Annotated in this window: 19 protein-coding genes; 11 read left to right on the top strand and 8 right to left on the bottom strand. The window is 56.8% G+C overall.

What is annotated here, in order from left to right; translation table 11 throughout:
- Positions 1 to 4 precede the first annotated feature (4 nt).
- From aroC to ahpF, 3 genes are all read left to right on the top strand, one after another.
- Complete coding sequence (aroC, locus tag GRI39_RS11435; RefSeq protein WP_160739858.1) at positions 5 to 1,072, top strand: chorismate synthase; 1,068 nt, start codon at positions 5 to 7, stop codon at positions 1,070 to 1,072.
- Positions 1,073 to 1,294: 222 nt separating this feature from the next.
- On the top strand, positions 1,295 to 1,861 hold the full coding sequence (gene ahpC, locus GRI39_RS11430) for an alkyl hydroperoxide reductase subunit C (RefSeq protein WP_160739857.1): 567 nt from the start codon (positions 1,295 to 1,297) through the stop codon (positions 1,859 to 1,861).
- Positions 1,862 to 1,955: 94 nt separating this feature from the next.
- Positions 1,956 to 3,578 carry an alkyl hydroperoxide reductase subunit F gene (gene ahpF / locus GRI39_RS11425; protein ID WP_160739856.1) on the top strand — a complete coding sequence of 541 codons (1,623 nt, stop codon included), beginning with the start codon at positions 1,956 to 1,958 and terminating at the stop codon, positions 3,576 to 3,578.
- A gap of 38 nt (positions 3,579 to 3,616) precedes the next feature.
- On the opposite strand, the gene GRI39_RS11420 is transcribed toward ahpF, so the two are convergent.
- From GRI39_RS11420 to GRI39_RS11410, 3 genes are read right to left on the bottom strand one after another with little or no spacing between them, the layout of a single operon-like run.
- Positions 3,617 to 4,228: a Smr/MutS family protein gene (locus GRI39_RS11420; RefSeq protein ID WP_160739855.1), complete on the bottom strand. Its 612-nt coding sequence runs from the start codon at positions 4,226 to 4,228 to the stop codon at positions 3,617 to 3,619.
- Entirely contained in the window at positions 4,225 to 5,418 is a 1,194-nt protein-coding gene (mltA, locus tag GRI39_RS11415; RefSeq protein ID WP_211371574.1) for a murein transglycosylase A, read from the bottom strand. Before mltA ends, GRI39_RS11420 begins: the two co-directional genes overlap by 4 nt.
- A 5-nt stretch (positions 5,419 to 5,423) precedes the next feature.
- A complete protein-coding gene (locus tag GRI39_RS11410) occupies positions 5,424 to 6,089 on the bottom strand; it encodes a Tim44/TimA family putative adaptor protein (protein WP_160739854.1) in 666 nt (221 codons plus the stop codon).
- A gap of 354 nt (positions 6,090 to 6,443) precedes the next feature.
- Here GRI39_RS11410 and secB point away from each other — a divergent pair, with 354 nt between their 5' ends.
- The 4 genes from secB (at position 6,444) to GRI39_RS11390 (ending at position 10,571) form a co-directional block, all read left to right on the top strand.
- Positions 6,444 to 6,959 carry a protein-export chaperone SecB gene (gene secB / locus GRI39_RS11405; protein WP_160739853.1) on the top strand — a complete coding sequence of 172 codons (516 nt, stop codon included), beginning with the start codon at positions 6,444 to 6,446 and terminating at the stop codon, positions 6,957 to 6,959.
- A gap of 132 nt (positions 6,960 to 7,091) precedes the next feature.
- Entirely contained in the window at positions 7,092 to 8,693 is a 1,602-nt protein-coding gene (gene murJ, locus GRI39_RS11400) for a murein biosynthesis integral membrane protein MurJ (RefSeq protein WP_160739852.1), read from the top strand.
- 18 nt (positions 8,694 to 8,711) lie between these two features.
- Positions 8,712 to 9,728 carry a tryptophan--tRNA ligase gene (gene trpS / locus GRI39_RS11395; RefSeq protein WP_160739851.1) on the top strand — a complete coding sequence of 339 codons (1,017 nt, stop codon included), beginning with the start codon at positions 8,712 to 8,714 and terminating at the stop codon, positions 9,726 to 9,728.
- Between the two features lie 156 nt (positions 9,729 to 9,884).
- On the top strand, positions 9,885 to 10,571 hold the full coding sequence (locus GRI39_RS11390; protein WP_425482339.1) for a DUF4136 domain-containing protein: 687 nt from the start codon (positions 9,885 to 9,887) through the stop codon (positions 10,569 to 10,571).
- A 78-nt stretch (positions 10,572 to 10,649) separates the two neighbouring features.
- Here the strand turns inward: GRI39_RS11390 and dut are convergent, their stop codons facing one another.
- Together dut and coaBC are read right to left on the bottom strand one after the other, a co-directional pair.
- Complete coding sequence (gene dut / locus GRI39_RS11385) at positions 10,650 to 11,117, bottom strand: dUTP diphosphatase (protein ID WP_160739850.1); 468 nt, start codon at positions 11,115 to 11,117, stop codon at positions 10,650 to 10,652.
- The gene (gene coaBC, locus GRI39_RS11380) at positions 11,101 to 12,342 is read right to left on the bottom strand and encodes a bifunctional phosphopantothenoylcysteine decarboxylase/phosphopantothenate--cysteine ligase CoaBC (protein WP_160740000.1); all 1,242 of its coding nucleotides are present in this window, start codon (positions 12,340 to 12,342) and stop codon (positions 11,101 to 11,103) included. The genes dut and coaBC overlap by 17 nt, the downstream gene beginning before the upstream one ends.
- A gap of 61 nt (positions 12,343 to 12,403) precedes the next feature.
- Here coaBC and GRI39_RS11375 point away from each other — a divergent pair, with 61 nt between their 5' ends.
- The gene (locus GRI39_RS11375; protein WP_160739849.1) at positions 12,404 to 12,883 is read left to right on the top strand and encodes a DUF4345 family protein; all 480 of its coding nucleotides are present in this window, start codon (positions 12,404 to 12,406) and stop codon (positions 12,881 to 12,883) included.
- A 29-nt stretch (positions 12,884 to 12,912) separates the two neighbouring features.
- Here the strand turns inward: GRI39_RS11375 and ubiB are convergent, their stop codons facing one another.
- From ubiB to GRI39_RS11360, 3 genes are read right to left on the bottom strand one after another with little or no spacing between them, the layout of a single operon-like run.
- Complete coding sequence (ubiB, locus tag GRI39_RS11370; RefSeq protein WP_160739848.1) at positions 12,913 to 14,469, bottom strand: 2-polyprenylphenol 6-hydroxylase; 1,557 nt, start codon at positions 14,467 to 14,469, stop codon at positions 12,913 to 12,915.
- 7 nt (positions 14,470 to 14,476) lie between these two features.
- Positions 14,477 to 15,208, bottom strand: a complete 732-nt coding sequence (locus GRI39_RS11365; protein ID WP_160739847.1) for a class I SAM-dependent methyltransferase — start codon at positions 15,206 to 15,208, stop codon at positions 14,477 to 14,479.
- Between the two features lie 9 nt (positions 15,209 to 15,217).
- The gene (locus GRI39_RS11360; protein WP_160739846.1) at positions 15,218 to 16,159 is read right to left on the bottom strand and encodes a DMT family transporter; all 942 of its coding nucleotides are present in this window, start codon (positions 16,157 to 16,159) and stop codon (positions 15,218 to 15,220) included.
- Positions 16,160 to 16,321: 162 nt separating this feature from the next.
- Here GRI39_RS11360 and mutM point away from each other — a divergent pair, with 162 nt between their 5' ends.
- The 3 genes from mutM (at position 16,322) to dnaA (ending at position 19,513) form a co-directional block, all read left to right on the top strand.
- The gene (gene mutM / locus GRI39_RS11355) at positions 16,322 to 17,131 is read left to right on the top strand and encodes a bifunctional DNA-formamidopyrimidine glycosylase/DNA-(apurinic or apyrimidinic site) lyase (protein WP_160739845.1); all 810 of its coding nucleotides are present in this window, start codon (positions 16,322 to 16,324) and stop codon (positions 17,129 to 17,131) included.
- Between the two features lie 214 nt (positions 17,132 to 17,345).
- Entirely contained in the window at positions 17,346 to 17,606 is a 261-nt protein-coding gene (rpsT, locus tag GRI39_RS11350) for a 30S ribosomal protein S20 (RefSeq protein ID WP_160739844.1), read from the top strand.
- Between the two features lie 497 nt (positions 17,607 to 18,103).
- Entirely contained in the window at positions 18,104 to 19,513 is a 1,410-nt protein-coding gene (gene dnaA / locus GRI39_RS11345; protein ID WP_160739999.1) for a chromosomal replication initiator protein DnaA, read from the top strand.
- The last annotated feature ends 3 nt before the right edge of the window (positions 19,514 to 19,516 follow it).

Here is a 19,516-nt window from a genome sequence, read left to right as displayed (position 1 = left end):
TTCCATGAGCATGAACTCCTTTGGCCGCATTTTTCGATTCACCACCTGGGGCGAAAGCCACGGGCCAGCCATTGGCGCTGTGGTGGATGGGTGCCCCCCGGGCCTTGCGATCAGTGAAGAAGCTCTCCAGCCCTTTCTCGATGCCAGAAAGCCGGGCCAGAACAAGTTCACCACGCAAAGGCGCGAAGCCGATCTGGTCAAAATCCTGAGCGGCGTATTCGAAGGCAAAACCACCGGAACACCGATCAGCCTGATGATCGAAAACACCGATCAGCGCTCAAAGGACTATTCCGAAGTCGCCAAAGCATATCGCCCTGGGCATGCTGATTACGCCTATGACGCCAAATATGGCTTTCGAGATTATCGTGGTGGCGGGCGCAGTTCTGCCCGTGAAACTGCATCACGTGTGGCCGCTGGCGCCGTGGCACGGCTCGTTATTCCAGAAGTCACGATCATGGCCTATGTTTCGGAGATTGGCGGTGACGCTATCGATCCGGCCAATTTCGACGCTGGCGAGATCGCCAATAATCCATTCTTTTGCCCTGATGCAGCCGCTGCCCGGCGCTGGGAAGCGCTCGTCGACAATGCCCGCAAGGATGGCTCCTCTTTGGGCGCAGTGGTGGAATGCGTTGCCACGGGCGTTCCTGCTGGGTGGGGTGCGCCGCTTTATGCCAAACTGGACGCTGATCTGGCAGCGGGCATGATGGGCATCAATGCGGTCAAGGGTGTTGAAATCGGTGAAGGCTTCAATGCAGCGCGCTTGCGCGGCGAAGAAAATGCCGACCCGATGCGACCCGGCGCTGATGGCACGGAATTTCTCGCCAACCATGCAGGCGGTATTGCAGGCGGTATCTCCACCGGACAGCCAGTTGTGGTGCGAATCGCCTTCAAGCCAACCAGTTCGATTCTGATTCCACAACCCACTATTACCCGCTCAGGCGAAGCGACTGAGCTGGCCACCAAAGGCCGGCATGACCCTTGTGTTGGCATTCGCGGCGTTCCGGTCGTGGAAGCAATGATGGCCCTTGTACTGGCAGACCATAAAATGCTCCACCGCGCACAATGCAGTTAAACATTCCAACGCTGCGATTTACCAGCATTTTGCACCCGTTTCCTGAGCTTTTCCCAGCTTCTCAGGCGCTTGCGACTGTCATCAAGCTGTAATCGGTGATTTCGATCAAAATCGACTGATTGATTTACTCAATCAAACCAATCGATACTCCTCATTGGCAGGAACCATGCACCTGCCCTATCTGTTGCTCAGACGAGTTCAATACCAAACGGAGCATTATAGATGGGTATCATCGGAAGCACGATTAAGCCGTTCAAAGCCACTGCATATCAGGTTGGCAAAGATTTCTTCGACGTTACTGACGAAGACGTGAAGGGCAAATGGTCCATCTTCTTTTTCTATCCTGCCGATTTCACCTTTGTCTGCCCGACAGAGCTCGAAGATATGGCTGAGCAATATGAAACGCTCAAGGGTATGGACGTCGAAGTTTACAGCATCTCCACCGACACGCATTTCAGCCACAAGGCATGGCATGACACATCGGACAAGATCTCCAAGATCCAGTTCCCGATGCTTGGCGACCAGCTTCACACCATTTCGAACAATTTCGGCGTTCTGCGTGAAGAAATGGGTCTCGCTGACCGCGCAACTTTCCTGGTCGATCCAGAAGGTGTGATCCAGGTGATGGAAATCACCAGCGAAGGCGTTGGTCGTAACGCCAAGGAACTGGTCCGCAAGGTGAAGGCTGCGCAATATATCCGCGCCAATCCTGGTCAGGTCTGCCCAGCCAAATGGGAAGAAGGCAGCGACACGCTTGCCCCTTCGCTTGACCTCGTTGGCAAGATCTAAGCCCCGTTTAACCCGCCCTTAGCGGGTCGCAGGACGGCTCGGGGCACCCCCTTTGCCCCGGGCCGTTTTTGTTTCTAAATTCAAGGAATTTGCCATGCTCGACGCCAATATGAAGCAACAGCTCCAGCAATATCTCGGTAATCTGCGCGAGCCGATCGAGCTCGTCGCCTCACTTGGCGACGATGCGAAATCGGCTGAAACCCGCGAATTACTGAACGAAATTGCCGAGTTGAATGACAAGGTCACCGCCCGGTTTGATGGCGATGATGCCCGCAAGCCCAGCTTTCTGATCCGCCGCGCGTCAGACCATGACGCTGCTGTGCGCTTTGCTGGCTTGCCACTGGGTCATGAATTTACCTCACTGGTTCTCGCTCTCCTATGGGCTGGCGGACATCCACCGAAAGTCCCGGACGAGGTGATTGAGCAGATCCGCGCGCTGGAGGGTTCCTATGATTTTGAGATGTATTTCTCACTTTCATGCCAGAACTGCCCCGATGTTGTGCAGGCCCTCACGCTGATGGCGCTGAACAACAAGGAGGTAACAGCAACCCTGATTGAAGGCGGTGCTTTCCAGGAGGAAGTGGAAAGCCGCAAGGTGATGGCTGTGCCCGCTGTCTTCATGAATGGCGCCAGCTTCGCCAATGGCCGGATGAATGCCGAAGAAATTATCGCCAAGCTCGACAGCAATGCGGGCGCTCGTGCGGCTGAAAAATTGAACGGCAAAGCGCCCGTTGAAGTGCTGATTGTTGGCGGTGGGCCAGCCGGTGCGGGCGCGGCGATCTATACAGCGCGCAAGGGGTTTTCGACCACAATTGCAGCGCAGCGTTTTGGCGGGCAGGTTCTGGACACTATGGCGATCGAAAATCTGATCTCCGTACCCTATACCGAAGGCCCCAAACTGGCTGCGGCACTGGAAGCCCATGTGGGCGAATATGACATTGACGTGATCAACCTCCAAACTGCCGAAAAGCTCATTCCGGCTTCTAAAACAGGCGGTTATCATGAAGTCGTGTTCGAAAATGGCGGCACGCTCAAGGCCCGTAGCGTGATCCTCACCACCGGTGCACGCTGGCGCCAACTGGGTGTTCCTGGCGAAGCCGAATATGCCAATAAGGGCGTCGCTTATTGCCCGCATTGCGATGGCCCATTGTATAAAGGCAAGCGTGTTGCGGTGATTGGCGGCGGCAATTCCGGTGTTGAAGCGGCAATCGATCTCGCAAACATCGTGGCGCATGTCACGGTGATCGAATTTGGCGACGAATTGCGCGCTGATGAGGTGCTTCAAAAGAAGCTGCGGTCAATGAAGAATGTCGATGTCTTCACCTCTGCGGCGACGACGGAAATTACCGGCGACGGCGAGAAGGTTAACGGTCTGGTTTATAAGGACCGCAACACCAATGAGCTGAAAACCGTTGATCTTGAAGGTGTTTTTGTTCAGATCGGCCTTGTCCCCAACACCGAATGGCTGCGCGATTCCGGGATCGATCTCACCAAATTTGGCGAGATTGAAATCGATCATAAGGCTGCAACCAATATTCCGGGCATCTTTGCCGCAGGTGACGCGACCACGGTTCCTTACAAGCAGATCGTGATTGCGATGGGCGAAGGGGCCAAGGCTGGCTTGTCGGCATTCGACTTCCTGATCCGCAATGAAGCGCCTGAAGACATCGCGCAGGCGGCCCAGAAGGCTGCCAGAGAAGCACTGAGCGTGGCCTGAAGGCACCCAAAAGGAACCTAAGATGATCTGAAGGCGGCCTAACGCCGCCTTCGCAGGATGACATAAAGCGCACCGGAGCCACCATGGCGCCGGTGCGCATTTCGTATGGCAGCAATGTCGGAGGCATGGGTCCCTGATGCCAGCCAATCGAGAATTTTTGCCCGGATTGCTCCGCGACGATCAGCGCGGTCGGCCGCTTCTGCATTGCGGGGCTTGCCGGTGACGACGAGCACCACCCGCGCGCCCATCGCTTTTGCTTGTGCAAGCCCCCATTCGAGACGCTGATGCGCTGCATCGAGAGTATGACCATGAAGGTCGAGCGTGAAATCGGGAGCAACGCCGGTGCGGGACAATTTCTTTTCCCAAGTCGAATCCAACCCTTCCCCGAATTTGGGTGGCGGTGGGCTGACGACTTTGACTGCCGGTGTGGATGATTTCCTGGGCTGGAAATCTTGCCCCGGAGCAGGTGGCCATATTGGCCGGGAGGCTGGCGCGGTTTGGCTCTTTACCGGCCGCGTCGGGCTGGTGGCTTTGGGCATGGCAACCGCTTTGCCTTTAGGCGGCGCAGCACGGTGCATGGGCTCAACGCTGGCCGTGACACGCGCCCACAGCGCTGCTTCCTCTTCGCTCAGGCCGCGCGGTGGTTTCATCGGGCTTGCAATTTGGCCAGTGTTCCCACGGGCACAAGCACCAGAGCTTCACCCCGCGCGCTCATCCCGCCGGCGATTTCCCGCGCATAATCACCTGCTCCCCAGAAGGAATCGAGCCGGTTTGGCCCCTTGATCGCACCGCCTGTATCCTGAGCAATCCACAGGTGATTGACTTCTTTCCGGTCGGTCTTGAGGAAAACCGGCGCGCCCAATGGCACATATTTCGGGTCTGCTGCGACAGAAGCCTGCGGGCGAACCGGGACACCAAGTGCACCGAGCGGGCCATCGCCCGTCAATTCGCGAAAGAAAACCCAACTGGCATTCATCCGCATCAGCGCATCGCCTTCACGCGGGTGTTCGCGTAAATATTGCATGATGCCCTGCATGGAGGCGGGATATTGGCCCGGACCCGTGCCAAACAACCCTCTCTCACGCATCACCGAACCGATACCAGTATAGGGCCAGCCATTCTGCCCGGCATAGCCGATGCGAATGATCGCGCCATCCGGTGTCCGAATGCGGCCCGAACCTTGAATCTGGAGGAAGAAAAATTCAACCGGGTCGGCCACCCAAGCGATTTCCAACCCGCGATTGGCCAAAGCCCCATCTTCAATTTCGGCGCGCGTATAATAGGGGACGACTTTCCCGCTCTCATCAATCCGCGCCAGCGGCGGCCGCCCGACCCGTTCGCTCTGCGGAACGTCGTCACTCCAACGCCGTACAAGATCATCTGGCAGAGCATAGACGGGCACATCAAAACCCGGCTGGCGCTGTCGGACACCCGCTATTTCCGGCTCGTAATAGCCAGTAACATAGGCTGCGCCATCATAGACGCGGACAGTTTCAAAATAGGTCTGGAAGAACCCCACAGCACCGTCTGGCGAAACAGATGGGGCCGCATCACAGGCAGGTTGCCAGTCAGCAGCTTGGGTCAGACCACTGGCATCCTGCCGGCGCAAAAGCACCGGGCAGCTCTCAACAAAAGACCGCAATGCGCTTGCGGCCTTTTCTTTCGTCAGTTTGAGAGAAGCAATCGGCGGCCCTGCCGCCACACCAGCCTCAACCGCAGTAGGCGGGATAGGTGGCTTGGGCGGCACCTGCTGTGAGGGTGGGACCACTTGCCCGCACCCAAAGAGAAACAGCGCACCTGCAAGAGTGGCCAGACAGCCTTTTACGCCTCCGGCCCTCATGCGAATCAGCCTTCGTCAGTTTCAACCAATTGCCAGTCCGGGCCAGCAGAGTTGAGATTGCGAGCGAAGGTCCAGATGTCACGGCTTTCAATCGCATCATCAAGCGAACCGGCGACAACCACGCCATCCTTGTCCCGCGTGACGGTTGAAATATCCGCCACAAAGCGAACAGCGATTCGCGCAGTGCGACCATCAAGTTCGGCGGCATCAACGCTTGTGTCTTCAATCCGCACCAGGCGGTTTTCCAGTGTTTCACCAGCGGCTTCACGTGCTTCAATCGCAGCGACGAAGCTATCATAAACATCGTCGTCGCAAAGCTGGCGAAGGTCATCACGGTCTCCGCGCCAGAAAGCTTCAAGCACCATCCCATAAGCGGCCTTGGCACCGCTCATGAAGGCGAGAAGATCAAAACTGCGATCTGCCGCAGAAATCTCGCGCAAGCCCTTCTCAATCGCGGGCGGGAAACCAATAATGTCGCTTCCCATTCCCTGATCCGTCTTGACCGGTGTATCAGGGGCAGAAACAGGGCGCGCAACATTGCTCCCGCTTTTACCCTCAAACCGGGTCGGGATCGATTCTTCTTCGTGCTCGGCCCTTCGTCCCAAAACGGAATAAAGGCGCAAGCCCAGAAACGCTGCGATCATTGCGAGGATGACGATTTCGACGATCACGTGACTTCCCGAATATCCTGGCCGACACATCACTGATGATGTGCCGCTCACTTTTTTAGGCGATCAGACAGATACGCCTCTTTCAATTCTTCATTGGTGCCTGAAATAGGCGTTAATTACAAATCAACAACGCCTGAGGAGCCAATTTGAGCCGAAAAATCCTGCTCATACGCTCAATTACATGATTTTTGTCACCAAACCCCTACCGGCGAGTGGACAATCACCGCAATCAACAGGCCGGTTGCAGGCTCAGCTCGCACCCCTCTACCCATTTTGGGCCGTTGCGGCGCGCGGGGCACAATGCTACTCGCGCGACCAATCCTGTTTTTCGCACACATTTGAAAGTATTTCATCATGGCCGACGAAGGCGACGTTCTTTCCGATCTCAACACAGGCGCTGCAAATGGTGCAGACAATCAGCCGATCGCTGGCCTGATTTCACAATATGTGAAGGACCTTTCGGTCGAAAACCCGAATGCTCCGGAAAGCTTCCAGTGGCAGGACCAGCCGGAACTGGACGTGCAATTCAACATTGGCGCCAAGAAGATCAATGACGAAATCACCGAAGTCGAGCTGAAGATTTCCGTTACAGCCAAGGCACAGGCTGGCACCGCCTATCTGATCGAACTGTCCTATTGCGGCCTCGTCGGGATGCGCAACATGGTGGACGAGCAAGTGCACGCCTTCACCTATGCTGAAGCACCGCGCATTCTGTTCCCCTTCGCCCGCCGCGTGATTGCTGACGCTGTGCGTGATGCTGGCTATGCGCCGCTGCTGCTCGACCCGATCGATTTTCAGGGTCTCTACATTCAGCAGCTTCAGGCCCGTCAGCAGGAAGGTGCAAACCCCTTCGCCGCTGGGAACGCCTGATTTTACAGGCTTGATTGATTTCGGGCCTGATAGAATTTCGAGGCCGATTTATTTTCAGGCCTGATTGCAGCTCCGGGCGGACAGGTTCATATCGCGCTTTCCTTTCAATGTGTGATGTGAGCCTGACCGCCCGTGAGCCTTGTTAAAAACGTCGGAACGATAGGCGGGCTGACAGCTTTCAGCCGAATCTTCGGCTTCGCACGTGACATATTGCTAGCCCGCGTTCTGGGTGCCGGCCTTGCCGCTGATGCCTTTCAGCTAGCCTTTATTCTTCCCAACACATTCCGCCGTCTCTTTGCTGAAGGGGCCTTCTCGGTCGCCTTTGTGCCGATGTATACCCGCGCCCTTGCCAGTGACGGCGGGGAAGCGGCAGCTGAGAAATTCGCCAATGACGTGCTGGCCGTGTTTATCTGGGTGTTGCTGGGCTTTTCAGCGATTGCGATGATCGCGATGCCGGGCATTGTCTGGCTGCTGGCGTCTGAATTCAAGGACATTCCCGGCAAATTCGAATTGTCGGTCACGCTGGCGCAGATCACCTTTCCTTATCTGATGCTGGTCAGTCTGGTGGCGATGCTGTCGGGCGTGCTCAATGCACGCTCACGCTTTGCGCCGGGGGCCTTTGTGCCGGTGCTGCTCAATGTAGTTCTGATCAGCGGGATCGCGATTGGCTGGACCTTGCGCAACAATGGCGGGAATGACGTCACCGTTGCCTATGTCATGGCGATGGCCGTCACCGCGTCCGGCGTTGCGCAGCTGGCCTATATGGTCTGGGCGACCCGCAAAGCGGGTGTAAAACTGAAGTTCCATGTCCCCAAATTCACGCCTGAAGTGAAGCGTCTGGTGATCCTTATCGTGCCCGCTACTTTTGGGGCGGGCGTTTATCAGGTGAGCCAGTTCGTTGATACTTTCTTCGCCACATCGCTGAAGCAAGGCTCTCTGACCCTGCTGAAATATGCAGACCGGCTGAACCAGATGCCGCTCGGCATTGTCGGCATTGCACTGGGCACGGCGATACTGCCCATGCTGTCGCGCCATATTCAGGCTGATGACAATGTGCAGGCACAGCGCTTGCAGAACAATGCGGTGGAAATCGGCCTGCTGCTGACCTTGCCAGCCGCAGCGGCCCTTGCGGTATGTGCACCGGCCTTTGTCACCGCTTTCTTCGTCGGCGGCAAGATGACCGTGGGTGATGGCGCAGTGATGTCCAGCATCGTCATGGCGCTGGTGGCGGGGCTACCTTCTTATGTGTTGGTCAAAGTGTTCCAGCCAGCTTTCTTCAGCCGCGAAGATACGCGCACGCCGGTATGGATCGCCATGGCCGCACTGATCATCAATATCGCCATCAATTTCTACGTGGTGCCGCGCTATGGCATTGTGGGCCTTGCTGCGGCGACAGCCTTCACCTCCACGCTTAATGTGGCGATGCTCTACACGATCCTACACCGCCGGGGCTGGTATAATGCGAGCCCGCGCCTGCTGGGTAAAATTGTCCGCCAACTGATCGCCACGGCCGCCATGGCAGCGGTGCTTTATGCACTGATGCCGCTGATGGTGGCGCGTTATGGCGGCAATGTGATCGAACGTGTCTGGTCGCTCGGCCTGTTGGTTGGTGCCGGTATGGTGACCTTCTTCGTCATTGCTTATGCGGTCGGCGCACTCGACAAGGACCTTCTTAGCCAGCTACGGCGGCGTAAGCCCGCTGCTCCCAAAGAACAGCCGGGCGATTCCGAATAGTCATTAAGGTATATTTCAATGCGTGTCGTTTCCGGTATTCAGCCCACAGGTTCCCTCCATCTTGGTAACTATCTGGGCGCTATCCGGAACTGGGTAGCGATGCAGGATTCGCTGGAAGAGGGGGCGGAATGCCTTTTCTTTCTGGCCGATCTGCACGCCATTTCGATGCCGCATAATCCAGCCGAGCTTCATGCCGCGACGCTGGAAATGACCGCAGCGCTGGTCGCTTGTGGTATCGATCCTGCCCGTTCCATTCTGTTCAATCAGGCCCAGGTTCCAGCGCATTCGGAACTCCAGTGGCTGCTGAATGGAACGGCGCGCATGGGTTGGCTCAACCGGATGACGCAGTTCAAGGACAAGTCCGGCAAGAACCGCGAAGGTGCCAGCGTCGCCTTGTTCACCTATCCGGTGCTGCAGGCCGCTGACGTGTTGCTCTATCAGGCAACCCATGTTCCTGTGGGTGAAGATCAGAAGCAGCATCTCGAACTGGCCCGCGATGTGGCGCAGAAGTTCAATAATGATTTCGGCAATGGTGAAGAAATCTTCACCCTGCCCGAACCCATTATCCCGCCCGGCGCAGCGCGGATCATGTCCCTGCGCGATGGCACCAAGAAGATGAGCAAGTCGGACCCGTCCGATATGAGCCGCATCAACCTGTCTGACGATATCGAAACGATCTCCAAGAAGGTGAAGAAGGCCAAGACCGATCCTGAGCCCTTGCCTTCAGAAGAAGCAGGGCTGGAAGATCGCGCCGAAGCGCGCAATCTGGTGACCATCTTTGCCACACTGTCCGGCAAATCGGTGCCCGATGTTCTGGCAGAATATGGCGGTCAGGGCTTTGGTCAGTTCAAACCGGCTTTGGCTGATCTGATGGTCGAATCGCTCAGGCCCATCGTGACCAAATTCGTTGAATTGAAGCAGGATCGTGAGGCATTGGACGCCATTCTGGCGCGCGGCGCTTTGAAAGCGCGTGAAATTGGCGTGCCAACACTGGATGCAGCCTATAACGCACTGGGACTGGTTAGAGGGCGATAAATGCTTTATTAACAACGGCTTGAATGCAAAGTCTTTTGGCAGAAGCGTTCAAGGTCCGTTCAGACCGTCTCACTTATATATCACCTCATCCTTGAAGTGATATATGCGGTAGACGAGCTGCCATTGGGCGACTGCCTCCGCGGAAGGAAACGTAAGATGATGTTCAAAAAAGGAAATATCGGACGGAGCCTGAAAATGGCATCCATTCCGCTCCTGCTCGCCAGCCTTGCGGCTTGTGCATCGCCCTTCCAGGCCAATGTCTCCCGCTTTCAGAGCCAGCTTCCAGCCCCTGAAGGCCAGACCTTTGCGGTGGTGGCAGAAGATCCAAGCATGTCTGGCGGCCTCGAATTTTCGATGTATGCCAAATATGTCGATCAGCAGATGGAACGGCTTGGCTACACCCCGGCGCGCCCGGACAACGCCAATCTGATCGTGCGCTTCGATTATGGCGTGGACAATGGGCGTGAACGCATTCGTTCTACCGGCACCGGTGGCGATCCGTTCTGGAACCCATGGTATGGTTATGGCTATGGCCGCTTTGGCGGATATGGCTATTACCCGCGCCGTGCGTGGAGCTATGGCTGGTATGATCCATTCTTCGATAATGGCGGCGTCACCAGCTATACGGTTTACAATAGCGACGTTGAAATGAAGATTGATCGGGCTTCCGATGGCAAGCGTCTGTTTGAAGGCCGTGCGGAAGCCGTTTCAACCTCTGACAGGCTCCAATATCTGGTGCCCAATCTGGTTGAAGCCATGTTCACAGATTTCCCCGGCCATTCGGGTGAAACGGTACGGATCAGCATTGCGCCGGAAAAACAGCCGGTCAAGCGCCAGCGCTAAGCTACCGATCACGATCATAAAAGGCGGGCCTTCCATTGGAAGCGCCCGCCTTTTTCATGCCTTTAAGCAGCGATAGCTTCAGTCGAGGCTCTTGTGGCCGCCGGTAGAGCCGAAACCATCTGTGCCGCGCTCTGTGTCATCCAACTCAGAAACCTCTTCCCACACAGCCCGTGTCACCGGAGCCAGCAGCAATTGAGCAACCCGGTCCCCACGTTTGATTTCAAACGCTTCAGTGCCATGATTGATCATGATGATCTTCAATTCGCCACGATAATCGGAATCGATTGTGCCGGGCGAATTGGGAACGGTGACCGCATTCTTCAGCGCAAGGCCAGAACGCGGGCGGACCTGAATTTCGTACCCTTCAGGAATGGCCAGCGCAAAGCCTGTGGCCACTGCGTGGGTTTTGCCAGATGCGAGGGTCAGATCTTCAGCCGAATGCACATCCATGCCGGCCGCGCCATTGGTGGCATAGGCAGGCATGGCCAACCCCTCGCCATGTTCAAGCCGCTTGATACGTACAGCGACATTAATGGGAGAGGGCATTCGAAATCCTTTCAACGAGTCGGGTAGCCACCCGCTCCTTATCCATCCGCTCCCAATCCTCAACCCCGTCGGCGGTTACCACGTGGACAGTATTGTGATTGCCGCCCATCACATCACCTGAAACATCATTGGCAATGATCCAGTCGGCCCCTTTGCGCTGGCGTTTGCCTTGCGCATAATGAACCACATCATGGGTTTCAGCAGCAAAGCCGATGAGCAGGCGCGGCTTTTGCACACTCGCCCCAAGCCCTGCCAGAATATCGGGATTTTCTGCCAGTTCGAGCGGGGCAATCCCGCCCCCCTCTTTCTTGATCTTCTGACCCGCCTGACGGGTGACATGCCAGTCTGCAACAGCGGCCACCATCACTGCCACATCCACCGGCAGGGTCTGGTTGACTGCTTCTTCCATTTCCCGCGCGGTTTCGACATCGATCCGGTCCACGCCCGGCGGAGTTGGCAAATGCACCGGGCCTGCAACCAGGGTGACTCTGGCGCCGGCCACAGCCGCGGCTTCGGCAATGGCAAAACCCTGCTTGCCCGATGAGCGATTGGCAATGTAGCGCACCGGATCAATCGGTTCATGGGTTGGGCCTGCCGTTACCAGCACATGGCGGCCATAGAGGGGGCGATGAAGCGGGTGGGCATCAAATGCGCCCTGCCCCTGCAAAGGATCAGCTGGGGAGCTGATCGTCAGGAGCTGCTCCACTTCACGCCAGATATCCTCCGGTTCCGGCAGACGGCCAGGGCCAAATTCTCCGCAAGCCATCGGGCCATCATCGGGCTGCATCACATGGACACCGGACTGCTTGAGCATCTGCAAATTGCGCTGGGTCGCCGGGTGGTTCCACATGCGCACATTCATGGCCGGCACCGCCATCACCGGCTTGTCGGTTGCCAGCAGCATGGTGGTCGCCAGATCATCGGCAATACCCGCTGCCATTTTGGCGAGCATATTGGCCGTGGCCGGGCACACCACCACAAGATCTGCCTCCCGGCTCAGTTGAATATGGCCAATGTCCGCTTCATTCTTGAGATTCCACAACGACGTGTGGACCTCATTGCCTGACAGCGCGGCAAGGCTCATCGGAGTGACAAATTGCGCGCCGCTTTCTGTCAGAACGCAGGTCACGCTGCCACCGCCTTTGCGGATAAGACGCACCAACTCGCATGATTTATAGGCCGCAATCCCGCCGCCAATGACCAGCAATATTCGCGGGCCTGATATGTCTGACGTCATAGCCTTCCGACCTTTATCTTCTTGCGCAGTAGCCTAGAAAGACTAGCCCTTGATTGAAACAACCGAATTGGGGCCGAATGGGGCGGAAAGCAATCCCGCCTTCATTACCCCATCATCGGTGGACGAAAGAGAAACTGACATGATCCGCTTACTTCTGACCGCAATTATCCTGCTGGCCGGCATTTTCTTCACTATTGCCGGAATCGGTTTTCTGGTGGACCCGGCAGCCTCTGCGGCAAGCTTGGGCGTACAAAGCAACAATGTCGCTGGCCTTGCTACTTTGCGGGCAGAAACTGCCGCCTTCTTTCTGGTGGCCGGGCTTTGCATGATCTGGGGCGCATGGAAGCGCAATGGCGAGATTCTGCTGGCCCCTGCGGCCATGTGCGCCATCGCCTTTGTCGGCAGGCTGCTCGGCGCTATGATCGACGGCAGCTATGATGCGATGCCATTTTATCTGGCGGGCGATCTGACCCTGGCGATCATCATCTTTGCTGGCAGCAAATTGCTACCGCATGAAACTGTGGGCTAAATAAAACCGGCAGGTGCAAGGTGCAGGCGCTAGGACAACCAGCCTAGCGCCACACCTGCCCAGACCAGAGCGCCACCGCCAATCGCTGTGGCGATATAGCCCCATGGAGAGGAGCCTTTTTTGCGGCTGCGATCCCAGATCAGTTCGACATCGGGAAGCGGCGGCGGTTCGGGCGCAGCGCCCTTTTTCGGATAGCTTTCCTCCACCCGGCGCACCAGCGATGGGATGCCGAACAAGGTCTTCATATCTTCGCGCAAGCGATCGGCGAGAGCGGCTTCCGGGCCAAGCTCATCCCGAATCCAGTCCCGCACGAAGGGCGCTGCCACGTCCCACATATTGATGTCGGGATCGAGCTGTGTTGCGATCCCTTCAACCATCACCATGGTCTTCTGCAACAGCAGCAAATGCGGCTGTGTCTGCATGTCAAAATCGCGTGTGATAGCAAACAGGCCGTCAAGCATTTGGCCGACGGACAATTCACTCACCGGCTTGCCGCGCATCGGTTCACCGACAGCACGAAGAGCCGTCGCGAATTCATCCACCGAATGATAGCTTGGCACATATTGCGCTTCGAAATGGATTTCTGCCACCCGGCGATAATTTCCAGTGGTGAGGCCATAGAGGATCTCGGCCAGCCATTGCCGCGCGCGCGTATTGATCCGGCCCATGATCCCGAAATCAATCGCGACAATATCGCCATCATCACAGACGAACAGATTGCCCTGATGCATATCAGCATGGAAATAGCCCCCGCTGATCGCTTGTGTCAGAAAGGCCAGCACCAGCCGATGCGCCAATTCCGGCATATTATGGCCAGCCGCTTTGAGCGCTTCAATATTGCTGATCTTGATGCCATCGACCCATTCGATCGTCATCACCCGGCCATTGGTTCTATCCCAGTCAATCGCCGGAATCCGGTAGCCGTGAAAGCCCTTCATATTATCAGCCAGCTCACTGGCAGAAGCCGCTTCGCGCCGCAGGTCCAGTTCGCGATTGGTCCAGCGCTTGAAATTGGCAATCGTCAGCCGGGGGCGCAGACGTTTGGCTTCACCGCCCAGAGCTTCCAGATGGGCCGCAGCCCATTCATAAGTGGTGATATCATGCGCGAATTTCTCGCGGATACCGGGGCGCAGAACCTTGACCGCAACCTTGCGGCCATCGGTCGTCACCGCCTGATGCACCTGTGCGATGGACGCCGCGCCCACTGGTACCGGGTCAATCTCGGAATAAAGCGCTTCGATCGGCTGTTCAAAGCTGCGTTCTATCTGCGCCTTGATCAGCTCAAAAGGAACGGGCGGCAGGCTGTCCTGCAAGGAAAGCAGATTTTGCACCGCTTCTTCGCCCACTACATCGGGCCGGGTCGCCAGCGTCTGCCCCAGCTTGATCGCCGCCGGGCCGATTTCACGAAAGGCCTCCGCGTAATCTGGTTCCTTGGGCTGCACAGTGCCAAACCGGGCAATCCGCGTGAGACGGACAACCGCAGGCGGCGTGTTGGGGCTGCGTTCAATTTCACGCAGCACGCCATGACGTGCAAGGGTCCGCCCCCATTTCAGGAGGCGGAAGATATGCGTTGAGGCCCGTGTCACTGGTAAATCAGATCTTCCAGCCGGAATGGATCGCTACAAGGCCGCCCATGATAGGCTCCACCTTGGTGCGAACGAAGCCAGCATCGCGGATCATCTGTTCAAAATCGGGCATGGTTGGGAAGCGGCGGATCGATTCGATCAGATAGCGATAGCTGTCAGCATCGCCTGCGATGGTCTTGCCGATCTGCGGCACCAATTTATGCGAATAGAAATCGTAAGCTTCCTTGAAGCCCGGCCATTCGGTGGTCGAAAATTCAAGGCAGAAAAACCGGCCACCAAATTTCAGCACCCGGTGCGCTTCGGCCAGTGCCTTATCGATATGGGTAACGTTTCGAATGCCAAAGGCAATCGTGTAAGCATCAAAAATCCGGCTGGAGAAAGACAGCTCTTCCGCATTCTGGCGCGACCAGACAAGGCTATCGAGGCCGCGATCCATGGCGCGTTCAATCCCGACATCAAGCATTTCCTGATTGATATCAGACACAGTGACATTGGCCCCGCATTCTTCCATGCGGAAGGCAATATCGCCTGTTCCGCCCGCCATATCGAGGATCTGCTCGCCCGGCTGCGGCTTAACCCGCCGCACGAAACGGTCCTTCCATAAGCGGTGCATACCGCCCGACATGGCATCATTCATGATGTCATATTTGGCAGCGACATTGGAGAAGACATCACCGACACGGCGGGTCTTCTCTTCGGGGCTTACATCTTCGTAGCCGAAGGAAACGCTCTCACTCATATAGCTCCTCTAGCGCCCTGCCTTATCCTGTGCCAGCGGAACATTTGCCGCAGCCGATTGCCTGGCTGACAAAGCCCCGAAAGCGATGCCCGCCAATATACTAGCCATGCCGGCAAAATGGTAGGAATAGAGTTTTTCTCCCAGCAGCAGCGCTGACAGGAATGCACCGAAAATCGGCAATAACGTAATCGCCTGCCCTGCCCTTGCCGGACCGACGACCCCCGCCGCCCAATTATAGATGAAGTAAGCCAGCACCGATGAAAACAAAGCGACATAGAGATAAGCGCCCACAGTGCTGAGCTTCCACTGCACCACCTGGCCCTGGCTCCATTCCCACGCAGCAAAGGGTGCGAGCACAATTACCCCCACGGCAAAGGTGCACACTACGAGATTGATCGGCGCGATGACGGGTTTTTTCCGCAGCAGAACCGTATAAAGCGACCACACCAGAACCGAGGCCAGAATCCACAGATCACCCGTACCCAGATGGAGCCGCAAAGCGGCTGCCGGATCGCCATCAAACACAATGATCGTCACCCCCAGCACCGAAAAGAAAACTCCGGCGAGTTGCAAAGGGTGAGCTCTGGTACGGAAAAGCAAGCGGTCGAGAATCAGCACCAGCGCAGGCACCGCCGATTGCAGCAGCAGGGCGTTGGTGGCGGTGGTGTACCGCAGCCCGGTATAAAGAAGTGTGTTGAAGGCCGCGATGCCGAACAATCCCAGCAGCACAATCATCTTCCAATTCTGCCGGATTAGTGACCGTTCTCGCCGCAGGCTGCTCCATGCAAAGGGCAGCAGCACGATCAGCGCCAGTAGCCACCGCCCGAAGGCAAGGGACGAAGGTGGAATATCGAACCGCACAGCGCGGCCAATGATCGAATTACCGGCCCAGCAGAGCATCACCAGCCCCAGCATGGCAAAGGCGCGAAGCTGATTGGAATTGTTGGACATAAAGCTCCCTAACTCAGCGCAGCACATAAGGGGGCAGCGTCATAATTACGACCCCGCCTGCGCAGGCAGTTTTGCACCAGCGCGTGGAAAACCCTGCGTGCCTGGCAGCGAACCCTGTAAAATCCATACCCAAAATCATGCTTCATGCATTAAAGCCAGACCATGCCTGAACTTCCCGAAGTCGAAACCACTGTGCGCGGACTGGCGCATTTTCTCGATTCTGCCCAAATCACCCGTGCAGTGACTCACCGGGCCGATATGCGCCGCCCCTTCCCGCCCGATCTTGTGCAGACACTGACCGGGGCCACCATCACCGGGCTCAGCCGGAGGGCGAAATATGGCCTGATCCATACAGACCGGGAACGCAGCCTCGTGTTTCACCTTGGCATGAGCGGGCGCTGGAGAATCGACCCGGATGACATTGGCAAACATGACCATCTGGTGCTGGAAACAGCAGGCCATCGTTTTGCCCTGTGCGATCCGCGCCGGTTTGGCTCGGTGGATCTCGTCAATACTCAGCAGCTTGAACAATGGCCGCCCTTTGCCGCCATGGGGCCGGAGCCGTTGGGTCCGGACCTGACAGCCGAGCATTTGCGCGAATCCTTTTCGGTCCGAAAACAGGCTATCAAGCTGATGCTGCTAGATCAGCGAATCGTCGCCGGGCTTGGCAATATATATGTCTGCGAAGCGCTATATCGTGCGCATATCAATCCAACCAAAGCCGCTGGCCGCGTCTCCCTTGCTGCGTTGCAAAGGCTGGTCCCGGCCATCGTCAGCGTTTTGCAGGAAGCCATCGCTGCTGGCGGGTCTTCCTTGCGTGATTATGCCCAGCCCGATGGTGAATTAGGATATTTCTCAAAGAATTTTGACGTTTACGGGCGTGAAGGCGAATCTTGCCCATGCGGCGGTACGATCAGGCGAATCAATCAGGGTGGCCGCAGCACGTGGTATTGCCCCAAATGTCAGCGCTAAATCGGGGCATGGCTTGCTGTTCACGCCAATCAGCGGCATAAGCACGCTTGCAAGCGACAGGATAGCCCGATTACTTGACCTTTTAAGCCACTATGGCTAAGGGCGTCCCTTCGCAGCGGACCGGCCTTGCCGTGGCCGCCGCTTCATACAAGATTCTTTGGAACGAAAGCTTGGACCAGCGCCGTGCCGCGCTGCCGCTAAAGTAAGGACAGACATGGCCAATACGCCGCAAGCCCGCAAGCGCATCCGTCGCAACGAACGTCGCGCTGAAATCAATACTTCGCGCATGAGCCGCATCCGCAGCTTCGTGAAGAAGATCGAAATTGCCCTCGAATCTGGCAATAAAGAAGAAGCCCAGGTTGCCCTGAAGGCTGCTCAGCCAGAACTCGCACGCGGTGTTGCGCGTGGCGTGATCCATAAAAATACTGCTGCACGCAAGTTCAGCCGTCTGACCAAGCGAGTCGCATCTCTGTGATTCGTGCCCTTCGGGGCTTAAAATAGACCCAGATTTGAAAGGGGCCGGTTTATCATAAACCGGCCCCTTTCGTTTGTCATAAGGGCTTCTACGAGGCCGCTCTCAGAAGCTGAGGGAATCCCGCGATTCGCGAAGCTGTAATATAGATTCCCTTTGTTTTCAGAGTCTTAAACCAAGGCCTGCGGGGCCGGGGGGAGTCAAGGCGCTATATTTCAGTTTTTTTACCCTGCCGCTCTTGCCCGAATCCGCAAGAGGCTCATAAATCAATCCACAGGCGGCGCCGACACTGGCGCGCCGGTCAAACAATGATCTTCGCTGGTATGGCGTCAGAAGCTCTGATTCTGACGGACGGCGAAGCTGTGTTCACCCGTAATTCGGCGGGTGAGCCGAAATGGTACAAGGGCCACATTCGGCCAGTCGGGGGGCAAGTCATGATTCGCATCAAACCGCAATCAGCGGACAGCGCTTCGACACAATTGAATAAAAACAGGATCACCATGGAAGATCAGGAAGCGCTGGACCTCGCGGCCGATTGGGCCGACATCAGTCAGGGACTGCGCAAGGATCTCGGTCAGCAAATGCACAGCCAGTGGATCAAGCCGATCCAGCTTGGCAGCTTCTGCAAGCAGAGCGGCACGCTCGACCTGTTCCTGCCAACAGAATTTTCCGCCAATTGGGTTCAGGATCGGTTTCTCGATCGCCTGTCCCTTGCGTGGAAGATTGCCCGCAGTGAAGTAAAAAGCGTAAGGATTCAGGTTCACCCTGGCCGCCGCAAAATGGCCGATCTCAATCTGGGGTCATCCCCAACTCAGCGCCGTGCTGCCAATGATCGGATGCAGTCTGGCGACCCGCTGGGTTCCCTGAGCGATGTCGGCTTCACCTCTTCGGTGGGGCTGGACCCATCGCTGACCTTTGCAGCCTTTGTCACCGGCACCACCAACGTGCTGGCCTTCAATGCGGCTGAACGGATGGCAAAGGTTGAAAAACCGCAGTTTTCCCCGCTCTACCTCAAGGCGGCTACCGGACAGGGCAAAACCCATCTGCTGCACGCTATCGGCCATGCCTATATGCAGGCCCATCCACGGGCGCGGATTTTCTACTGCTCAGCCGAGCGGTTCATGATCGAATTCGTGCAGGCACTGCGCCAGAATGCGATGATTGAATTCAAGGCTCGCCTGCGCGGTTTTGATCTTCTGCTGGTAGACGATATTCAGTTCATCATCGGCAAGGCTTCAGCGCAGGAAGAACTGCTCTACACGATCGACGCCCTCCTTGCGGAAGGCAAGCGCCTGGTCTTTGCCGCTGACCGTGCACCGCAGGCGCTTGATGGCGTGGAGCAGCGTTTGCTTTCACGTCTGTCGATGGGTCTGGTGGCGGATATTCAGCCAGCGGATATTGAATTGCGCCGTGCGATTCTCGAATCCAAGCTGACTCGCTTTGCACCGCTTGAAGTGCCATCGGATGTGATCGAATTTCTCGCTCGCACCATCAATCGCAATGTGCGTGAATTGGTCGGCGGCCTGAACAAGCTGATCGCTTATGCTCAGCTGACAGGTCAGGAAGTATCGCTCCAGCTCGCTGAAGAGCAACTCACCGATATTCTCTCCGCCAACCGCCGGCGTATCACGATCGATGAAATCCAGCGCACAGTCTGCCAGTTCTACCGGGTCGATCGGTCTGAAATGTCGAGCAAGCGCCGCGCGCGTGCCGTGGTTCGTCCACGTCAGGTTGCGATGTATCTCGCCAAGGTGCTGACCCCGCGCAGCTATCCGGAAATCGGGCGCAAGTTCGGTGGCCGCGATCACTCCACTGTCATCCATGCCGTGCGCCTGATCGAAGACCTTCGCCAGCGCGATGCAGATATGGACGGCGATGTGCGTTCGCTGCTGCGCCAACTGGAATCCTAAGCA

The organism is Altericroceibacterium indicum (assembly GCF_009828105.1).
Classification (GTDB): Bacteria; Pseudomonadota; Alphaproteobacteria; order Sphingomonadales; family Sphingomonadaceae; genus Altericroceibacterium; species Altericroceibacterium indicum.
Note: the sequence above shows the minus strand (reverse complement) of the source record. Positions and strands in the feature narration are given on the sequence as shown.